16 protein-coding genes are annotated in these 16,779 nt (G+C 56.9%); 10 read left to right on the forward strand and 6 right to left on the reverse strand.

All coding sequences use genetic code 11. From position 1 onward, the window contains the following. Positions 1–3: 3 nt before the first annotated feature. A complete protein-coding gene (locus AC2AXP_RS10035) occupies positions 4–963 on the reverse strand; it encodes a quinone oxidoreductase family protein (protein WP_336369437.1) in 960 nt (319 codons plus the stop codon). 150 nt (positions 964–1,113) lie between these two features. Further along, positions 1,114–1,503, reverse strand: coding sequence for a RidA family protein (locus tag AC2AXP_RS10040; protein WP_336369438.1), 390 nt, complete (start codon positions 1,501–1,503; stop codon positions 1,114–1,116). 141 nt (positions 1,504–1,644) lie between these two features. Here AC2AXP_RS10040 and AC2AXP_RS10045 point away from each other — a divergent pair, with 141 nt between their 5' ends. After that, positions 1,645–2,565 carry a LysR family transcriptional regulator gene (locus tag AC2AXP_RS10045; protein ID WP_484381611.1) on the forward strand — a complete coding sequence of 307 codons (921 nt, stop codon included), beginning with the start codon at positions 1,645–1,647 and terminating at the stop codon, positions 2,563–2,565. A gap of 298 nt (positions 2,566–2,863) precedes the next feature. Here the strand turns inward: AC2AXP_RS10045 and AC2AXP_RS10050 are convergent, their stop codons facing one another. From AC2AXP_RS10050 to AC2AXP_RS10060, 3 genes are read right to left on the reverse strand one after another with little or no spacing between them, the layout of a single operon-like run. Then, positions 2,864–3,820: an ABC transporter substrate-binding protein gene (locus AC2AXP_RS10050; protein ID WP_198772968.1), complete on the reverse strand. Its 957-nt coding sequence runs from the start codon at positions 3,818–3,820 to the stop codon at positions 2,864–2,866. 45 nt (positions 3,821–3,865) lie between these two features. Further along, positions 3,866–5,446, reverse strand: a complete 1,581-nt coding sequence (locus tag AC2AXP_RS10055; protein WP_198772969.1) for a rhodanese homology domain-containing protein — start codon at positions 5,444–5,446, stop codon at positions 3,866–3,868. 2 nt (positions 5,447–5,448) lie between these two features. Then, positions 5,449–6,048, reverse strand: a complete 600-nt coding sequence (locus AC2AXP_RS10060; protein WP_198772970.1) for a cysteine dioxygenase family protein — start codon at positions 6,046–6,048, stop codon at positions 5,449–5,451. A 110-nt stretch (positions 6,049–6,158) separates the two neighbouring features. Here AC2AXP_RS10060 and AC2AXP_RS10065 point away from each other — a divergent pair, with 110 nt between their 5' ends. From AC2AXP_RS10065 to AC2AXP_RS10100, 8 genes are all read left to right on the forward strand, one after another. Then, a complete protein-coding gene (locus tag AC2AXP_RS10065; RefSeq protein WP_004961184.1) occupies positions 6,159–7,058 on the forward strand; it encodes a LysR family transcriptional regulator in 900 nt (299 codons plus the stop codon). A gap of 160 nt (positions 7,059–7,218) precedes the next feature. Continuing rightward, positions 7,219–8,301 carry an LLM class flavin-dependent oxidoreductase gene (locus AC2AXP_RS10070; protein WP_004961181.1) on the forward strand — a complete coding sequence of 361 codons (1,083 nt, stop codon included), beginning with the start codon at positions 7,219–7,221 and terminating at the stop codon, positions 8,299–8,301. A gap of 24 nt (positions 8,302–8,325) precedes the next feature. Then, on the forward strand, positions 8,326–9,492 hold the full coding sequence (locus tag AC2AXP_RS10075; protein ID WP_484381612.1) for an acyl-CoA dehydrogenase family protein: 1,167 nt from the start codon (positions 8,326–8,328) through the stop codon (positions 9,490–9,492). A gap of 13 nt (positions 9,493–9,505) precedes the next feature. Continuing rightward, complete coding sequence (locus tag AC2AXP_RS10080) at positions 9,506–10,480, forward strand: ABC transporter substrate-binding protein (RefSeq protein ID WP_004961177.1); 975 nt, start codon at positions 9,506–9,508, stop codon at positions 10,478–10,480. Continuing rightward, positions 10,477–11,526: an ABC transporter substrate-binding protein gene (locus tag AC2AXP_RS10085; RefSeq protein ID WP_484381613.1), complete on the forward strand. Its 1,050-nt coding sequence runs from the start codon at positions 10,477–10,479 to the stop codon at positions 11,524–11,526. The genes AC2AXP_RS10080 and AC2AXP_RS10085 overlap by 4 nt, the downstream gene beginning before the upstream one ends. Next, positions 11,507–12,505: an ABC transporter permease gene (locus AC2AXP_RS10090; RefSeq protein WP_004961174.1), complete on the forward strand. Its 999-nt coding sequence runs from the start codon at positions 11,507–11,509 to the stop codon at positions 12,503–12,505. The genes AC2AXP_RS10085 and AC2AXP_RS10090 overlap by 20 nt, the downstream gene beginning before the upstream one ends. Then, complete coding sequence (locus AC2AXP_RS10095) at positions 12,499–13,287, forward strand: ABC transporter ATP-binding protein (RefSeq protein WP_198772972.1); 789 nt, start codon at positions 12,499–12,501, stop codon at positions 13,285–13,287. The genes AC2AXP_RS10090 and AC2AXP_RS10095 overlap by 7 nt, the downstream gene beginning before the upstream one ends. Before the next feature lie 54 nt (positions 13,288–13,341). Then, positions 13,342–14,139 carry a class II aldolase/adducin family protein gene (locus tag AC2AXP_RS10100; RefSeq protein ID WP_484381614.1) on the forward strand — a complete coding sequence of 266 codons (798 nt, stop codon included), beginning with the start codon at positions 13,342–13,344 and terminating at the stop codon, positions 14,137–14,139. Between the two features lie 460 nt (positions 14,140–14,599). Here the strand turns inward: AC2AXP_RS10100 and AC2AXP_RS10105 are convergent, their stop codons facing one another. Next, positions 14,600–15,814 (reverse strand): mechanosensitive ion channel family protein, encoded by a 1,215-nt coding sequence (locus tag AC2AXP_RS10105; RefSeq protein ID WP_198772973.1) that lies wholly within the window; start codon positions 15,812–15,814, stop codon positions 14,600–14,602. A 226-nt stretch (positions 15,815–16,040) separates the two neighbouring features. Between AC2AXP_RS10105 and AC2AXP_RS10110 the strand changes: the two genes are divergently transcribed. Further along, a complete protein-coding gene (locus AC2AXP_RS10110) occupies positions 16,041–16,739 on the forward strand; it encodes an RluA family pseudouridine synthase (protein WP_039991933.1) in 699 nt (232 codons plus the stop codon). The last annotated feature ends 40 nt before the right edge of the window (positions 16,740–16,779 follow it).

A 16,779-nucleotide genomic window follows, 5' to 3' on the forward strand; every position in this document is an offset into this window, starting at 1 on the left:
GCCTCATGGCTTCATAACGATGCGGCCAAGCGGTTTCGCTGTCTCGGCGAATTCGTGGGCCGCGGTAGCGTTGGCCAGGGGGAATATGCGGTCAATGACAACCCTGATGCGCCCTGCGGCTACAGCCTGCAACATGTCGTCCACACTTGCCCAAACTCCGGGCTTTTCAAAAAGGGGTCCCATGAATACCCCCATGAGTGTCTGGTTAGACTGCATTGGCGGCCACAAGTCGACAGTCAGGCTGCCACCGCCCGCATTACCGACGAAGACGAGACGACCTTGCGGAGCGAGTGCAGAAAGCGAAGCAGGCAACGTCGTCCCCACCGGATCGATGACGAGGTCAACACCGGTGCCATGGGTGTACTGTCGGACACTGTCCACGACGTTATTCTCTGCACGATCCACGACATGATCGGCACCAAGTTCAAGCAACCGGCTTCTTCGCTGCGTTCCGCTTGCCACGGCGATGACCGTCGCGCCTGCTTGTGATGCAAGCTGAACGGCAGCGAGCCCCACGCCACCCGCTGCTGCCTGAATAAGGACGGTTTCCCCGTGCCGGAGCATGCCTCGTGTGAAAAGACAATGATGCGCGGTTCCAAAAGAAATCGGTAACACCGCCGCTTCTACCGTATCCACCCCATCGGGTATAAGCCAGGTTCGTTCCGCGGGCACAGCCCAACGTTCCGCATGTGATCCCTGCATGTTAAAAGCGGCGACTCTGTCCCCAACCCTACGGCTACTGACTTTCGATCCGACGGCAATAACTGTGCCCGCGGCCGCGTAGCCGACGATCCATGAAGGATGAGGCGGCGGAGTTGAACGGCGGTTGATCAGATCCCCACCTTCAATCGAGATAGCCTCGACGGAAATCAGGATGTCGTCAGGCCCTGTTACCGGATCTGGGATATCGACATATTTCAGGACGCCGGGAGCGCCTTCCACGTCATAAACCGCTGCTTTCATAAATTTTCCTCTGCCTCATCAGTAAATCCAGACCCGGTCCGGAAAACCATCTCGATCCGGCCTATAGCACGACAGAAATCTCTCTGTTCCCTCTGCAGGCAGTGCGGGCTGCCCTGTAGAATTTTCGACGGGCGGAAAGACCCGTAACGTTTAGGGCAGCCTGGCAATCACCTTAATCTCAAACTTGAATCCGTAAAGCCACGTCACGCCGATCCCGGTCAATGTAGGGTAAGGCGCTTCCCCCCAATATTCTGGCAGGATACTCCAGATAGCGTCGAGGTTTGACTCGGGATCGACGACAAAGAGGGTAACGTCAACCACGTCACCGAACGTGCAGCCCGCAGCCGTGAGAACAGCATTAAGGTTATCGAATGCCAGCCTGATCTGCTCTTTAAGATCCTGTTCAGGCGAACCATCCTCCCGGCTACCCACCTGCCCCGAAACAAACAAGAAGCCGTTAGATTTGATGGCCGCTGAATACCGATTGTGCTCATAGAGCGCCTGTCGCCCGAAGGGAAAAACTGCTTCGCGTGTTGTCATGTTTGTACCTTTGCAATGGGGCGAAATCTGCCCAATGAATATAAAGACACTTTACAGGTGCCAGTTCGGGTGGATAAACAAGCGACTTTGTTCATCATTGTTTGTAAAATCCAAACAATCGGTGAAAAGAAAGGGTAAGGAATGGATCGTTTCGATGCGATGCGCGCCTTTGCTCGTGTGGTGGAGGCAGGTAGCTTCACAAAGGCTGCCCAAACACTTCATATGAGCAAAACCACGGTGACACAACTCATTCAGCAGTTGGAAGCGCGGCTGCGCGTCAAGTTACTCCATCGCACCACCCGCAAGCTTGGTGTCACTCCTGATGGAGCGGCTTACTACGAGCGCGTCATCCGCCTGCTGGCGGACATGGATGATGCTGAAAACAGCCTTTCAAGTAGGGCGATTACGCCCAGAGGACGGCTACGGGTGGATGTGCCCAGTCCGCTGGCCCGCCTTGTGCTGGTGCCGGCGCTACCGGCTTTCCACGCGCGCTACCCTGATATCCAATTCGACATGGGTGTGAGTGACCGGGTGGTGGATCTGATCGGCGACAATATGGATTGCGTCCTGCGCGGTGGCGAAATCAACGACCAGTCCCTGATCGCACGCCATGTCGGCGATTTGCAATTCGGCGTCTACGTCGCCCCCAGTTATGTGGAACGCCTTGGCGCCCCTGCGCACCCGCGAGAGCTGGAAAACACTGACCATCGCATAGTGGGATTCTTGTCCTCACGCACCGGCAGGATTGATTCTCTGGTACTGCACTGTGAGAGTGAACATATCGAAATCAAGAGCAGCTATGTGCTTGCAGTGGATGATGGCAATGCTTACCTCGAAGCTGGGCTGGCTGGGTTAGGCGTGATTGCAATGCCAGTCTATATGGCGGCAGCACATCAGGCTTGTGGCGCCTTGATTCCGCTATTTGAACATTGGCGTATTAATCCAATGCCCTTGTACCTGGCATTTCCGCCGAACCGCCATGTCAACGCCAAACTGCGAGTTTTTAGTGATTGGGTCGTTGAATTGATGCAGCAGCATGTCCCCAATTCCAACAATAAGTAACAACATCCCGGCCCCCTGATTCGCTCATCAGCGTCGATTGGTGGTCATTCTGGTGGTCTTGACAGAAAGGGAATTCAGGTTTAGCTTATTTATTAGCCACTTGTTGGCAAAGGCGATCCCAGTCAGAGGAGCCATATTTAGAGAAGCCCGCTTAAGGAAACTTAAGCGGGCTTTTTGCTTTTGATGCGAACCGTCACTCAAACCCGAGCCGCGAACGCTTGCCTGAGACTCCGGTCAACTTTCCAATAGCGCCACGATGGCGGGTAAGGACATGCCAGCCTCGGCATCCGTGCAGTATTTATTCCTTTAAGTCAAAACTCTTATCAATCAAATTGTTAACATCAACCTGCCTGGGCAATATCTTTAACTGATAAAACAAATCAGCTACCGGTTGCAGCACTTTGACGTCCTGTTGATTGACGCTATGCGCGCCCTTTGAGGTCCGACCCGCAATCTGTCGAGCGGTTTCCAGTGGCAAACGCGTCAGTTGAGCGTAAACCCTGGCGTATTCCTGCGGATGATCGATCGCCCACTGCCGCGCTCTGGCGACGCGTTCGGCAAAGTCTTTGATGGCAGCTCGCTTGTCCGGATCGGCCAATGAGCGCGTAGTGGCGGTCAAGAAACCGAGCGACGGGGTTAATCCCTGACCATCGCGCAGCAGGCGCGCGCCGCTTTGCTCCGCAACCCCCAAATAGGGATCAAAAACCGCCCAGGCCGCCACTCTGCCAGTGCTAAACGCCGCGCTGGCATCGGTAGGCATGACGAACTGAATCTTCACATCTTCCCGTTTCAGCCCCGCCTCCTGCAACGCCGCATACAGCAGGTTTTGCGAGATGCTGCCACGCGCCGAGGAAACTACCACCGTTTGCCCTTGCAACTGCCGAACGCTGTGCAACGGTGAATCCTGCGGCACGACAATCCCATTAGACTGACCATAGCCGACGTTGGTCTGAATCAGCTTAAAATCCACCCCGCCTGCCGCCGCCATTAACACCGGCAGATCCCCGGCATAGGACGTATCAACCGCTGCTGCGCGCTGCGCCTCAAACAACGGCGCCGCCCCCTGGAAATTGGCCCACCGATACTGATAAGGCGCATCCTTCATCACGCCAGCGGCTTCCACCAGGCTACGCAACCCGCGGGCTTGATCGCCCAGCACCAACTGGGCATCGCCTATCGCCCCCTGTGCCAACGATGCCGTTAATAACGAGGCGCTCAGCCCCACGGCCCTAAGTAAAACAGAAAACTGCGTCATACTTTTCCTCTTTGCCGCTGATGGTTATGCGTATTGTCTGGTGATTCAAAGCACGGTAAAGCCATGGGTTGCATCACGCGCCAGTTGTTCCACCAATCCGAACTCCCAGTCCAGATACGCTTGCATCGCTTCGCGCGGATTGTCCGTGCCTTCGTACGGGCGGCGATAACGGTCTATGCGCGGCACCGCCAACCGCCCTTCGCCCTTTTCCAACGGCCGGTTTTCAGCGATCCATGCCTGGGTACCGCCGGCGAGCAGTTGTACCGGCTTGCCGGTCAGCGCGGCTACTTCCGGCACCGCATAGCGCGCCAGTTGGCTGCTGCCGCAGGTCAGCACATAGCGCTTGGCCGGCGGCAGGTTTTCCAGCGCCAACGGCAACTGCGAACGGATGACCCAATGGGCGCCGGGAATATGGCGCGCCACATAGTTGGCGCTGGTGGTGAAATCCAGCAACACCGTGCCTTCCTGCGCCAGCAGTGCGACCAACTGCTCAGGCGTGATTTCATCCACCGCGGGCGGTGGCGGCACCTGCGCCGCCGGATCGCCCTGCTCGGTAAAGTCGGCGGCGGTCAGACCGTCCACTACCGCCACCTCCCAGCCCATCTGCGCCAGCCAGGAGGCGCTCATGTTGGCACGCACGCCGTTATCATCCACCAGCGCCACGCGGGCGCCGCGCACGCTGGCATGGTGATCCGTTTCCTGTACCAGTTGGCCACCTGGCACCCCATAGCTGCCCGGCAGATGCCCGGCGTAATACTCCTCGGGGCTGCGCACGTCAAACAGATAGGTGGTGCGTGCCGTATCCTGCCACCACAACCCCAGCGTCTCACGATCGATGCGCCGTACCCCGGCCTCGTCCGCCACCCGCCGTGCCTGCTGCTGCGCCTGCGGCAGATTATCCACGCCGTCCGGGTAGCGACGTTGCCGTTGACTTTCCAGCTCAAACCCCGCCAGCCCCCAGCCGATCGTCCCATTGCGCAGCGCTGCCACCGGATTGCTGATGCCGGCGTTGATTAGCGATTGGGTACCGATAATGCTGCGTGTGCGCCCGGCGCAGTTGACTATCACCTGCGTGTTGGCATCCGGTGCCAGCGCGTTGATCCGCAGCACCAGCTCCGCCCCAGGCACGCTGGTGCTGGTGGGGATACTCATGGTTTGGTATTCATCAAAACGGCGCGCATCGACGATCACCACATCGGCCTGCCTATCGATCAGCGCCTTCACCTGCTGCGCAGTCAGCGATGGCGTATGCCTGCGGCTTTCCACCAGTTCGCCAAAGGCCTTGCTCGGGGTATTTACGTCCTGGAAAAGCTCGCCACCGGCGGCTTGCCAACCTGCCAGGCCGCCGGTCAGCAGAGCGACATCCCCATAGCCCAACTGCTGTAGCCGCCTTGCCGCCTGTTCAGCACGCCCATCGCCGTTGTCATACACGGTGATGGGCGTGCTACGGCGCGGAATGCGTCGGTAGGTTTCCAGCTCCAATTTGCTCAGCGGAATGTTCACGGCAAACAGCGGGTGGCTTTGCGCAAATTCGGCTTCTTCACGCACATCGATCAGCGCCAATTCCTGGCGAGCCAGTAACGCGGCACGCAGGGTGGAAAAATCACGGTAAACAAAGGCAGGCATAGTTATACGTCCTTAGAAAGATCCCAAATATTAGGCAGTTGAGTGTTGGAATAACCGGAGATAAAGGGCTTCACCGCGCCACTTTCGCCGTATACCGCACGCTTGACGGCGCCGATGTTGCCGCCATACACATGAATGCTGATTGACACACGATCGTTAAACGCATTGCTAACCTGGTGAATGTCGCCGTCCTGTTCCGACAGTTTCGCTACCTGCCCGGCTGTTAACCGCTCGGTGCCGCCTGCAGGCTGGGGCACGCCCTGACCGTCAAGCAGGTAACGCTGATTGATTTCAGCGCCGCGCAGCATGCCAATCAGCCCCCATACGCGGTGATCGTGGATCGGCGTGACCTGCCCTGGCCCCCAAACGAAGCTGACGATGGAAAAGCGCTGGGCGGAATCAACATGCAGCAGATACTGCTGGTAATGTTCAGGATGTGGGCGGGCGTATTCTTCGGCCAGCCAGTCATCCTGCTTGACCAGCTCGGACAGCGATTGCGCCGCCTGTTCCAGCCGCGCCGTATCGTCCAGCGGCTGTTGATGCAGTTGGGCCAATTGTTGGATGAAGCCGCGTAAACGGTCTAAGCGTAATGGCATTGTCATAGAGCCTTCCTGTCTGAAGCGGTGCCTATCACGCTAACAAAGAACTTTTTATTATTTAAATGCATTTTTGTAATAAACTAAAATGCAGAATACACATAAAGAGAGTCTCCATGCGTACAGACGACATTGACGCACTGCTGGCGGTGGTGCAATTTGCTTCGCTTAACCAGGCCGCGGAATACCTTGGCATTAGCCAATCTGCCATAACCCGCCGCCTGCAAAGCTTTGAACAGAGCCTAGGCGCCACGCTACTGGATCGCCAAACCAAACCACTTAAACTGACGGCCGTCGGCCATCGCGTCTACGAACAGTGTCTGACGATCAAACGCGAAACCAAGCGGCTGGAAAGTTTGCTTAATCAGGATGCGGAACCGAGCGGCCCGCTGCGCCTGGGGATCCCGCAAAGCCTGAGTGAAATCGCCTTGCGGCCAGCGCTGGTTGCCCTCGGTGAGCATTACCCGCAACTGCGCCCGCAGGTGGTCTGCGGTTGGGGCGGGCAGTTGATAAAACGGCTGGAAAACGTTGAGCTGGACAGCCTGCTTGCCATGGGGCCGACGCAGCAAACCTTCGATGACAGCCTGGTGACAAAAGCGTTGTGCCCATTGGAAGTTGTCGTGATCGCCAGCAAAAATCTTCGCCTCGACACCGCCCGCCTCAGCGGTTGCGCCCATTATGGCTGGGTATTAAACCCTGATGGCTGCGGCCTGCGCGCCGGATTAAACCGCGATCTGCTGGCACACGGGCTGCGGCTGAAAGTCAATGTTGAAACCGCCGGCGCCCAGTTGCAAATCAGTCTGGTGGCTCAGGGGCTCGGGCTCGGACTGGTGCCGAAGGCGGCGTTAACCCACAGTCCGCATCAAAACGATATCACGATTGTCGAGCTGAACGACTTCCGACCGAAAGTCCAACTGTGGCAGGTCAGCAGCCCGGGATTGGGCAATTTGCAACGACCCACCACCTTTTTTGCCGAAAAGATCGTTCAGGAACTTCGCGGCCAATTGCATGAATAATAAGCGATTAGTTATATAATTAACTTTATGCATATTAACATATGATAAAAATGCATTTAAATCATTAGAACATCACGTATAGGGTATAAACACCGTGCTGCTGATTGCCAAACCTTGGCCAGCAGCCAGACCCTATCACGATTCCTGACAAGGAGTTCTAATGAGCGTTCAATTTTTAGGCATGATCGGCCACCGTCTGTCTTCGGAAATCATCCCTCCGGCTGGCCCGATATTTGATCGAGATTACATTGTGCGCTTTGCGCAAACTCACGAAGCCGCCGGTTTTGACCGCCTGCTGGTCGGCCATTGGTCCGATCAACCCGACGGATTTCTAGTCACGGCGCTGGCCGGGCTATCCACGCAAAAAATCAACTTTTTACTGGCTCACCGGCCGGGCTTCGTCTCACCGACCTTGGCGGCGCGCAAATTCGCCACGCTGGAACATCTGCTGAACGGCCGCCTGGCGGTGCATATCATCAGCGGCGGCAACGACGCCGAGCAGCGCCGCGACGGCGACTATCTCGATCACGATCGGCGCTATGCCCGCACCGAGGCGTTTTTGGAGATCGTACGCCAGGTCTGGACCCAGGAGCGGCCGTTCGACGCCCATAATGATTTCTATCAGGTCGACCAGGCCTTTTCGGCAATTAAGCCGTTGCAACAGCCCCATATTCCGATTTTCTTCGGCGGCTCATCCGACGCGGCCATCGCCGTGGCCGGTAAGCACGCCAATGTGTTTGCCCTGTGGGGCGAATCGCTGGCGCAAACCAGGGAAACCATCCAGCGCGTGCGGGCCGAAGCGGCCAAACACCAGCGCCAAATCGACTTTAGCGTCTCCTTCCGGCCGATTATTGCCGCCACCGAAACGCAGGCCTGGGAAAAAGCCAGACAGATCCTGCATGTCGCCACTGAACATGCCGCACAAGCCGGCGCGAGCCATAAGAACAAGCCCAACAGCGTCGGCGCTCAACGTCTGCTGCAAACCGTGGCGCAAGGCGATGTGGTGGATAAACGCCTGTGGACCGGCATCGCCAGATTGGTCGGTGGCGGGCACAACTCCACGGCGCTGGTGGGTACGCCGGAACAAGTGGCCGATGCCCTGCTTGATTACTACGATCTGGGCGTGCGCAACTTCCTGATCCGCGGCTTTGATCCCCTCAACGACGCTCAGGAATACGGTAAAGAACTGTTGCCGATCGCCCGTGAAAAAATTGCCCAGCGCGACGCCAAACAAAGCGCCTGATGGTCAACGGGAGAGGCACTACGTATGAGTTCTGTCCAGTCTACCCGCCTGTTTACGCGGCGACAGCATATCCAGCCGCCGCTTGAGCAGATCACCGAACAACTGGCGCAGCAGGCCGCGGTGCTGGATCGCAGCGGCGAGTTTCCACACACCAATCTGACCTTGCTGCATGAATATGGGCTATTGGGCCTGGCCTGTGAGCAGCGTTACGGCGGCGCCGAAGCCAATCTGTCTACTTTGCAGCAGGTGGTCAGCGCCATCGCACAGGGCGAACCGTCAACGGCGCTGATCGTCTGCATGCAGTATCTGCACCACCTGCGCCTGGCCGCCAACCCCAGTTGGCCAGAAGCGTTGCGCGGTACAGTCAGCCTCAGCGCCGTGCAACGCGGGGCGCTAATCAACAGCCTGCGGGTAGAGCCGGAACTGGGTTCCCCGGCGCGCGGCGGTCTGCCCCACACCGTAGCGGCTCGCACCTCTGCCGGCTGGCGGCTCAACGGTCATAAGCTTTATACCACCGGGATTGAAGGGCTGAGCTGGCTGGCAATCTGGGCTCGCAGTGATGATGCCAACCCACAGGTGGGCACCTGGCTGGTTCCGCGCGACAGCCCGGGCATCACCCTTAAACGCAGTTGGGATCATCTGGGGATGCGCGCCACCGGCAGCCATGAGGTGATACTGCGCGATGTCATAGTACCGCTGACCCACGCGGTGGATGTTTACCCGGCCGATCGGCCGCCGCCGCCGGATACCGCGCAGCTTCAGGCTGCCGCCAATGCGCACACCGCTCTGCTGCCAGCCATCTATGACGGCATTGCGCAGGCGGCACGCCGCTGGCTGATCGCCTGGTTGCAGCAACGGGTGCCGGCCAGTCTGGGTGCCCCATTAGCCAGCCTGGCCCGCGTGCAGGAAGCCGTCGGACAAATCGATGGCTTGCTGTTGGTCAATCAGAGCCTGCTGCGCCAGGCGGCAGCGCAGGCATTCAGCACCGAACAGGCCAACCTGGCAAAAGTGACCATCACCGAAAATGCGATAGCGGCAGTGGAAAAGGCGCTAACGCAGAGCGGTAACCACGGTTTGACGCGCCATAACCCGCTGGAGCGCCACTACCGTAACGTACTCTGCGGCCGGATACATACCCCACAAAACGACAGCGCATGGATCAACGCCGGCAAAGCTTCGTTAACACCATAGGACGAAAATCACCATGTTACGTATTAAACACACCTTGGGCGCCCTATTGCTGCTCGGTCTGGCAGGCCTGCCACCGTTCGCCGATGCACGTATCACCCTGCATATTGCCGACCAAAAAGGCGGTATGCGTTCACAAATGGAAGCGGCCAATGCGCTTGACAAGCTGCCTTACGACATCAAATGGGCCGAGTTCCCCGCCGCCGCCCCGCTTGCCGAAGCATTGAACGCCGGCGCAGTTGATGTCGGCATTATTGGCGATGCCCCGTTATTGTTTGCCCTTGCGCAGGGTGCACCGGTGAAAGCGGTAGCGGTGGATAAAAGCAACCCGGCGGGCACCGCACTACTGGTGAGTGAAAACTCACCGCTGAAAAGCGGTCAGGATCTGAAAGGTAAGCGCATCGCCACCGGCAAAGGTTCGATCGGCCATTTTGTGGCGTTAAAGGCGCTGGAACAAGCCGGTCTGAGCGCGACGGACGTACAGTGGGTCTTTTTGGGGCCGGTGGATGCCAAGGTTGCGCTGCTTAGCGGCTCGGTCGACGCCTGGGGCGCCTGGGAGCCTTATACCACTCAACTGGTTAAAACCGGACAAGGCCATGTGCTGGTCAGCGGCAGCGGCCTACTGCCGGGAAATACCTTCCTGGCGGCCACGGATGCAACGCTCGCCGATAGCGCTAAACGCCAGGCACTGCAGGATTACCTGAACCGCCTGGCAAAAGCGGAACGCTGGGCCTATGCCAATCTCGACAGCTACGGGAACACGCTGGGGAAAATCATTAAATTCCCGCCCGAAATCGCGCGCGAACAGTTCGCCAGCCGCCAGCTGCGTTGGCAGCAGATTGACGAGACAACCGTGCGTCAACAGCAGGCCACGGCGGATTTTTATCAGGCTAACGGTCTGATCCGGCAGCCCCTCGACGTTACCCACACTTTTGATAAAGGTTTTAGCGTGCCGCCGTTGGCGCAGACACAACAGGAAGGTCAGCCATGAATCCCCTAGCCCAGTATTCACGCCGTAGATTCCTCCGACTGGGTGGCAGCCTGCTGGCAGCCCCGGCGTTGGCCGGCATATCACCAAAGCTGTTCGCCCATGATATGGCAACCATGCATCAGGATGGCAGTAACGCCCTGCGCCTGCCTGAACCCTACAAGTTGAAACTCGCTATCAACCAGAGCGCGGTGTGTATTGCTCCCGTCACCGTAGCGGAACAGCAGCGCTTCTTCAGCAAATACAATTTGGACGTTGAATTTGTCAACTTCGGCAACTCGACCGATCTGCTGTTGGAGGCGATCGCCACCGGCAAAGCCGATGCCGGCATCGGCATGGCCCTGCGCTGGTTGAAGGCGCTGGAGCAAGGCTTTGACGTAAAGCTCACCGCCGGTACCCACGGCGGCTGCCTGAATTTGCTGACCGCCAAAAATGCCCCCTTTACCAGCCTGGACAAACTGAAAGGGCAAACCATCGGTGTGACCGATATGGCAGGCCCTGACAAGAACTTTTTTGCCATTCTGCTCAAACGCCATGGCGTAGATCCGATCGCCGATGTGCAATGGAAGGTTTATCCCGCCGATTTATTAAGCGTGGCGTTGGATAAACAGGAAATTGCCGCCATCAGCGGCAGTGAACCCTTTAGCTACCGCTTATTGGAAAGCGGCAAATACCAACTGCTGGCCAGCAATATGACCGGCGAATACGCCAACCTCAGTTGCTGCGTGGTTGGCGTCAGTGGGTCGCTGGCCCGTGAACACAGAGCCGCAGCGGCGGCGTTGACCCAGGCTCTGCTTGATGCACACAGCTACGCGGCAGAGCACCCGGAAAGCGTTGCCGAAGCCTTTATGGCCCACGCGTTAAACACCAACGTCAAGGAAGTGGCCGGCATTATCCATGGTCAGGCTCATGGACATCATGCCGTTGGGCAAGCTTTCGTCAAAGAACTTACCCAATACGTCAGCGATTTACAGCTGGTACAGGTGATTAAACCCACGACCGACGCCCACCAATTTGCGGAGAGCATTTATGCCGACGTATTTGCTTGATAGCACCATAAAAGGCGAAAAAACCGCCAGAGGAAGGATCTGGCTCACCGGCCTGCTTGCCGCAGCTGCGTGGCTGGCGGCCGGGCTTATCACTCTCTATTGGCCTAACGCCATCCGCCAGTGGCCCTATAGCCAGGCCTGGGCTTATCTGCAACTGGCACTGGCGGTGGCGTTGCTGGCTCTGACGCTGAGCTATCGGCGCTGGAACGGGAGTTTGCTGCGTTTGCAACGCGCCGGGCAATGGCTGATCGCGCTGCCGCTGTTTTTCAGCCTGTGGCAACTGCTCACGGCGAAAACCGGGGTGCTGCCGGTACCGTTTTTCGCTCCGCCGCAGGCGCTGATTGAGGTTTACCTTACCGACTGGCCGCGCCTGCTGACCAGCCTGTATCACTCGCTGTCGTTATTGTTGCTGGGGGTAGCGATTGGAACCCTGAGCGGCTTTGTCAGCGGCGTGGCGATCGGCTGGTCGCAGCGCATTGGCTATTGGGTGCACCCGATACTGCGCATTCTCGGGCCGGTGCCGTCGACCGCCTTGCTACCGCTGTGCCTGTTCATCTTCCCGAGCAGCTTTGGCGCCAGCGTGTTTCTGATCGCTCTGGCGACCTGGTTCCCGGTTACCGTTCTCACCTGGTCGGGCGTCGCCAACATCGATAAAGCCTATTACGACGTAGCGCGCACCCTGGGCGCCAGTCAGCGCTTTTTGATTTTCCACGTGGCGATCCCCGCCGCCCTGCCCAGCGTGTTTGTCGGCCTGTTTATGGGATTGGGAGCGTCTTTCTCCGTACTGATCGTCGCGGAGATGGTTGGGGTTAAAGCCGGTATCGGCTTTTATCTGCAATGGGCGCAGGGCTGGGCTGCCTATCCCAATATGTACGCGGCGCTGATTGTAATGGCCTGTCTGTGTTCCGGGCTGATCAGCCTGCTGTTTTTGCTGCGCGATCGACTGCTCGGTTGGCAAAAAGGAGTGATGAAATGGTAGCGCAAGCCGCACAGGCTCAGAGTAAAGCCACAGGCACAGCGATTGACGTACGCAACGTCAGCCACCGTTTCGCCCTGGGTAAACGGGAAATCGCCGTGCTGGATAACATCAGCCTGAGCATTGCCCCCGGTGAAAGCGTCGCACTACTCGGACCTTCCGGCTGTGGGAAATCCACGCTGCTGCGCCTGCTGGCCGGACTGGAGCCGTTACAGACCGGTCAGTTGCTTGCCGACGGCCGGCCGCTCGGCGCCCCCAGCCCCGAACGCATTCTGGTTTTCCAGGATCCCACGCTCTACCCATGGCGGACGGTGCGGCAAAACGTGCTGCTCGGGCCGCAGGCGCAGGGGCTAAGTGGCCAGGAACATCAGGCCGACAGCCTGATTGACCGTATCGGCCTCAACGAGTTCGCCAACGCCTACCCGAAGCAGCTATCCGGCGGCATGGCCCAGCGCGCCGCATTGGCGCGCGCGCTACTCAACGAGCCGCGCCTGCTGTTGCTCGATGAGCCACTGGGAAAACTGGACTCGCTGACGCGTATCAGTATGCAGCGCGAATTGATTAACCTCTGGCAAAGCCAGGGCTACACCAGCCTGCTGGTGACGCACGACATTGAAGAAGCGCTGCTATTGTGCGATCGGGTAATGGTGCTGTCGCCGCGTCCGAGCCGAATTCTGGCGCAATTTGCCGTGCCGCTCGCCTACCCGCGTCACCGCGACGCCCCGCTGCTGATTCAACACCGACAGGACATTTTGAAAATTCTGGGTCAAGAGAGCGATTGGTAACTTCACTGCCCATCGCTGCCAATATTTGTCAAACCACCATTAACGGGAGTTGTTATGTCTTTGGTGTCTATCCCTACCGCCAACAGCGGCGCAGTAAAAAACGACGTCAGCCAGGAGGAGTGGCAAGAACGCGTCAAACTGGCTGCCGCTTATCAATTGGCGGCCCTGTATAACTGGACCGATCATATTTATACCCATTTCTCGGCGCGCGTGCCGGGCGCGGAAGAACATTTCCTGATTAACGCCTACGGCCTGCTATTCAGTGAAATCACCGCCTCCAACCTGGTGAAAATCGATTTGGACGGCAATATTATTGCCGATCCCAGCGGGCTTGGCATTAATCAGGCCGGCTTTGTGATCCACAGCGCCATACACCGCGCCCGACCCGATCTGAAAGCCGTGCTGCATACCCACACCAAAGACGGTGCGGCAGTATCGGCGCAAAAAGACGGTTTGTTGCCGCTGTCACAACATGCGCTGGCTTACTATTCGCGCATTACCTATCACGAATATGAAGGCGTAGCGCTCGATCTGGATGAGCAGGAACGGTTGGTTAACGATCTGGGCCACGGCAACGTGATGATTTTGCGCAACCACGGGCTGCTGGCCGGCGGCGTGAGTATCGAGCACGCGTTCCGGGAACTGCACGGTTTGGAGCGCGCCTGTAACATTCAGGTGGCGGCGCTCGCCGGCGGGCGAGACAATCTGCACTATGCGCCGCCGGCCGCGATCGAAAAGGTCAAGGCGCAGTCCATGCGGTTTCGCAGCGGCACGGATGAGATCACGCAAAAGCACTGGGCGGCAGCCATCCGCCAGTTGGAGGCCAGTGGTTTATCCAGCTTTAATCGATAATCTGTTAAGCGATGTGCCTGCTGCCATGAGACATCGCGGTGGCTGGTACCATTTCGTCACATTCCCGCATGGCATGCCGGTGATGATATGAGACTCTCCCAGGTGAGATGATGAAGAGCGTCATGATTCAGCGCAACGCTGACGAAACCAGACAAAACAGCTGATTTCGGCAAAAAATGTGCCGACTGAAGGCGACTATATCTCCTTTAGCGAAAATAAAATCTGCGCGTTAACCGGCGTGGCTCGCACGGCGTTATCAGGTTTATTTTGGCGTCGATTCACTCGACGAAATAGCCGAACATCTGACACCGTATCGTCTTATGTTCTGGGGCGCAATTTTAGCGCTGCATCACAATGACAAAGAAGGTTACAGCTTAAAATCGGTAACTGACTTTATTCATTCACACCGTTCTCGCCCCTGCATTATGCGGGGGATGTCTGCTTGTGCATCGCTGAACGATTATTTCGGCAACATGTTGCTGACATCGGTTCCCGAGGGTTTTTGATAAATCCCCAAAGAAAAGTAACGAGCCGTCGCATACATATACTCGAAAATTTCCGACTGTGTTTCTTCATAGTTTTCCCAGAAGACATTTGAGCTGAAACAGTATATTTCAATCGGCAATCCTTCTGATGTCGGACTAAGTTGCCGCACCACCAGATACATATCCTTTCTAATATCTTCCCGCCCCTTCAAATACTCCAGTAAGTATTTTCTAAACAATCCAAGATTGGTAATCCCATGGTGGCTCAGCTGTTCATCCGACAGCGTTGCCATTTTTTTACTGAGATATTCTTTCAGTCCAACATATTTTTCTGGCGATAACGCTGTTAACCTCTCAAGTAACGCGGTATCGGCAAAGGTGACGCTAGATTGATCAACAAAGAAACTGCGCTTAATGCGACGTCCGCCCGAGGAGAACATCGGTTGCCAGTTGGTATAGGTTTCTGTGATCAGGTTCTTGGTCGGTACCCGCGACAGGGTATTGTCCCAGTTACGAATAGTGATGGTATGTAGCGCAATATCAACAACTTCGCCGCTGATCTCTCCATGAGCAATCTCTATCCAGTCGCCGGTTTGAATAACGTTAGAGGACGATACCTGGATATTTGCCACCAGTGATGTCAGCGTATGTTGAAATACCAGCATGAGCACGGCTGCCACCGCCCCCAGACTAGAGATAATGATTACCGGTGACTTATTGGACAATGTGGCAATCACTAAAATAGTCGCAATGGATGACACAATAATCTTGCCGATCTGCACATATCCTTTAATCGAATGCGCTTTTTCACCGTGTCTGCGAATATAGGTGGTATTGGTGATATCCAGAAGTTCGTTGATCAGCATGGTGGCATTAATAATAAATAACACCCCGCAAATGGTACTGATGGCTTCCAGTAGCCCCGGAGGCAATCCCGGAATAAGACGTGACAGAAAGTAGAACGTGACGACGGGAATAATGTTCGTCAAACGCCGAGCGACCCGCATGTCCTTGTCCAGAGGATCGTGCTTATGCGAGTGGAGGATGAACCGCCTCACCAGACCCAGCAGGAAAAGCTTACAGATAATCGCTGTCACAAAAGCGGTAAATAGCATAAAAACAACCGCTAGCAGGGAAAAGGCGAATGGGCTCGACTTAAGCCAGTCCCAGATAAACAACAGCGTTTGCATCAACTCAACCCCTCAACAAAGAAAAACTAATCCATAGTAGCCAACTTTAAACTATTTTCTTTGCTAAATATGGGATTGCTGGATTCATTCATCGGTAATCCGGCTCAACGCCTAAATCTGAGCGGGCTTTTTGCTTATCGGGGTTTTAGCCAATGATGATGCGCGGGATCGCCAGACGGCTGAAAATTGGTTATCATCCGCCCCCACTCTCCGTTCAGGCAAGCTGATGTCTACCATTGTCGATAGCTTTATTGCCCCGCCGTGTCTTGACAGGATAGAGATCCTCTATCAGGACGAGCAGTTGGTACTGATCGATAAACCCGCCGGGCTGCTCAGCCTGTCGGGGAAAAATGCGCAAAATATCGATTCGGTGCACCATCGGCTGGTGCAGATTTTTCCTGGCTGCACGCTGGTTCACCGCCTGGATTTCGGCACCTCCGGGCTGATGCTGATTGCCCGCAATAAGGCGATTAATGCCGCCCTCTGCCAGCAGTTCAGTCAACGTACGGTCAGCAAGGAGTACCACGCGCTACTGTGTGGGCATCTGGAGCACAACGAAGGGGTGATAGACGCGGCGATAGCCAAAGACCCGGCACTGTTCCCGCTGATGTCGATTTGCTCAATCCACGGCAAGCCCGCCCGCTCCCGCTATCAGGTCGTTGAGCGCGGTTATCACGCCGTGGCAGAGCAGCGGCCAGTGCCGGTGACGCGGGTACGGTTAACGCCGGAGACCGGGCGCACCCACCAGTTACGTATCCACTGCCAGCAGTTGGGTCACCCTATTTTGGGTTGCGATCTGTACGGCGGCCGCCTGTTGCCAGGCACCGAGCAGACGCCGCGGCTGATGCTGCACGCCAGCGAGTTACAGTTTGTTCATCCCGTCAGTCAACGGCGAATCACCGCCCGCCAAGCAAGCCCGTTCTAAGCGCAAAAATGGTGTTGCCGCTCGCTATGGCTGCAAAGCA

Source organism: Serratia sp. Sp408, assembly GCF_057180665.1.

Bases quoted from the DNA above. Each gene is read 5' to 3' on its own strand.
- AC2AXP_RS10085 (WP_484381613.1), top strand. From the start codon at position 10,477: ATGAATCCCCTAGCCCAGTATTCACGCCGTAGATTCCTCCGACTGGGT.
- AC2AXP_RS10080 (WP_004961177.1), top strand. From the start codon at position 9,506: ATGTTACGTATTAAACACACCTTGGGCGCCCTATTGCTGCTCGGTCTG.
- AC2AXP_RS10035 (WP_336369437.1), bottom strand. From the start codon at position 963: ATGAAAGCAGCGGTTTATGACGTGGAAGGCGCTCCCGGCGTCCTGAAA.
- AC2AXP_RS10050 (WP_198772968.1), bottom strand. From the start codon at position 3,820: ATGACGCAGTTTTCTGTTTTACTTAGGGCCGTGGGGCTGAGCGCCTCG.
- AC2AXP_RS10100 (WP_484381614.1), top strand. From the start codon at position 13,342: ATGTCTTTGGTGTCTATCCCTACCGCCAACAGCGGCGCAGTAAAAAAC.
- AC2AXP_RS10090 (WP_004961174.1), top strand. From the start codon at position 11,507: ATGCCGACGTATTTGCTTGATAGCACCATAAAAGGCGAAAAAACCGCC.
- AC2AXP_RS10060 (WP_198772970.1), bottom strand. From the start codon at position 6,048: ATGACAATGCCATTACGCTTAGACCGTTTACGCGGCTTCATCCAACAA.
- AC2AXP_RS10105 (WP_198772973.1), bottom strand. From the start codon at position 15,814: ATGCAAACGCTGTTGTTTATCTGGGACTGGCTTAAGTCGAGCCCATTC.
- AC2AXP_RS10055 (WP_198772969.1), bottom strand. From the start codon at position 5,446: ATGCCTGCCTTTGTTTACCGTGATTTTTCCACCCTGCGTGCCGCGTTA.
- AC2AXP_RS10095 (WP_198772972.1), top strand. From the start codon at position 12,499: ATGGTAGCGCAAGCCGCACAGGCTCAGAGTAAAGCCACAGGCACAGCG.
- AC2AXP_RS10065 (WP_004961184.1), top strand. From the start codon at position 6,159: ATGCGTACAGACGACATTGACGCACTGCTGGCGGTGGTGCAATTTGCT.
- AC2AXP_RS10110 (WP_039991933.1), top strand. From the start codon at position 16,041: ATGTCTACCATTGTCGATAGCTTTATTGCCCCGCCGTGTCTTGACAGG.
- AC2AXP_RS10040 (WP_336369438.1), bottom strand. From the start codon at position 1,503: ATGACAACACGCGAAGCAGTTTTTCCCTTCGGGCGACAGGCGCTCTAT.
- AC2AXP_RS10070 (WP_004961181.1), top strand. From the start codon at position 7,219: ATGAGCGTTCAATTTTTAGGCATGATCGGCCACCGTCTGTCTTCGGAA.
- AC2AXP_RS10045 (WP_484381611.1), top strand. From the start codon at position 1,645: ATGGATCGTTTCGATGCGATGCGCGCCTTTGCTCGTGTGGTGGAGGCA.
- AC2AXP_RS10075 (WP_484381612.1), top strand. From the start codon at position 8,326: ATGAGTTCTGTCCAGTCTACCCGCCTGTTTACGCGGCGACAGCATATC.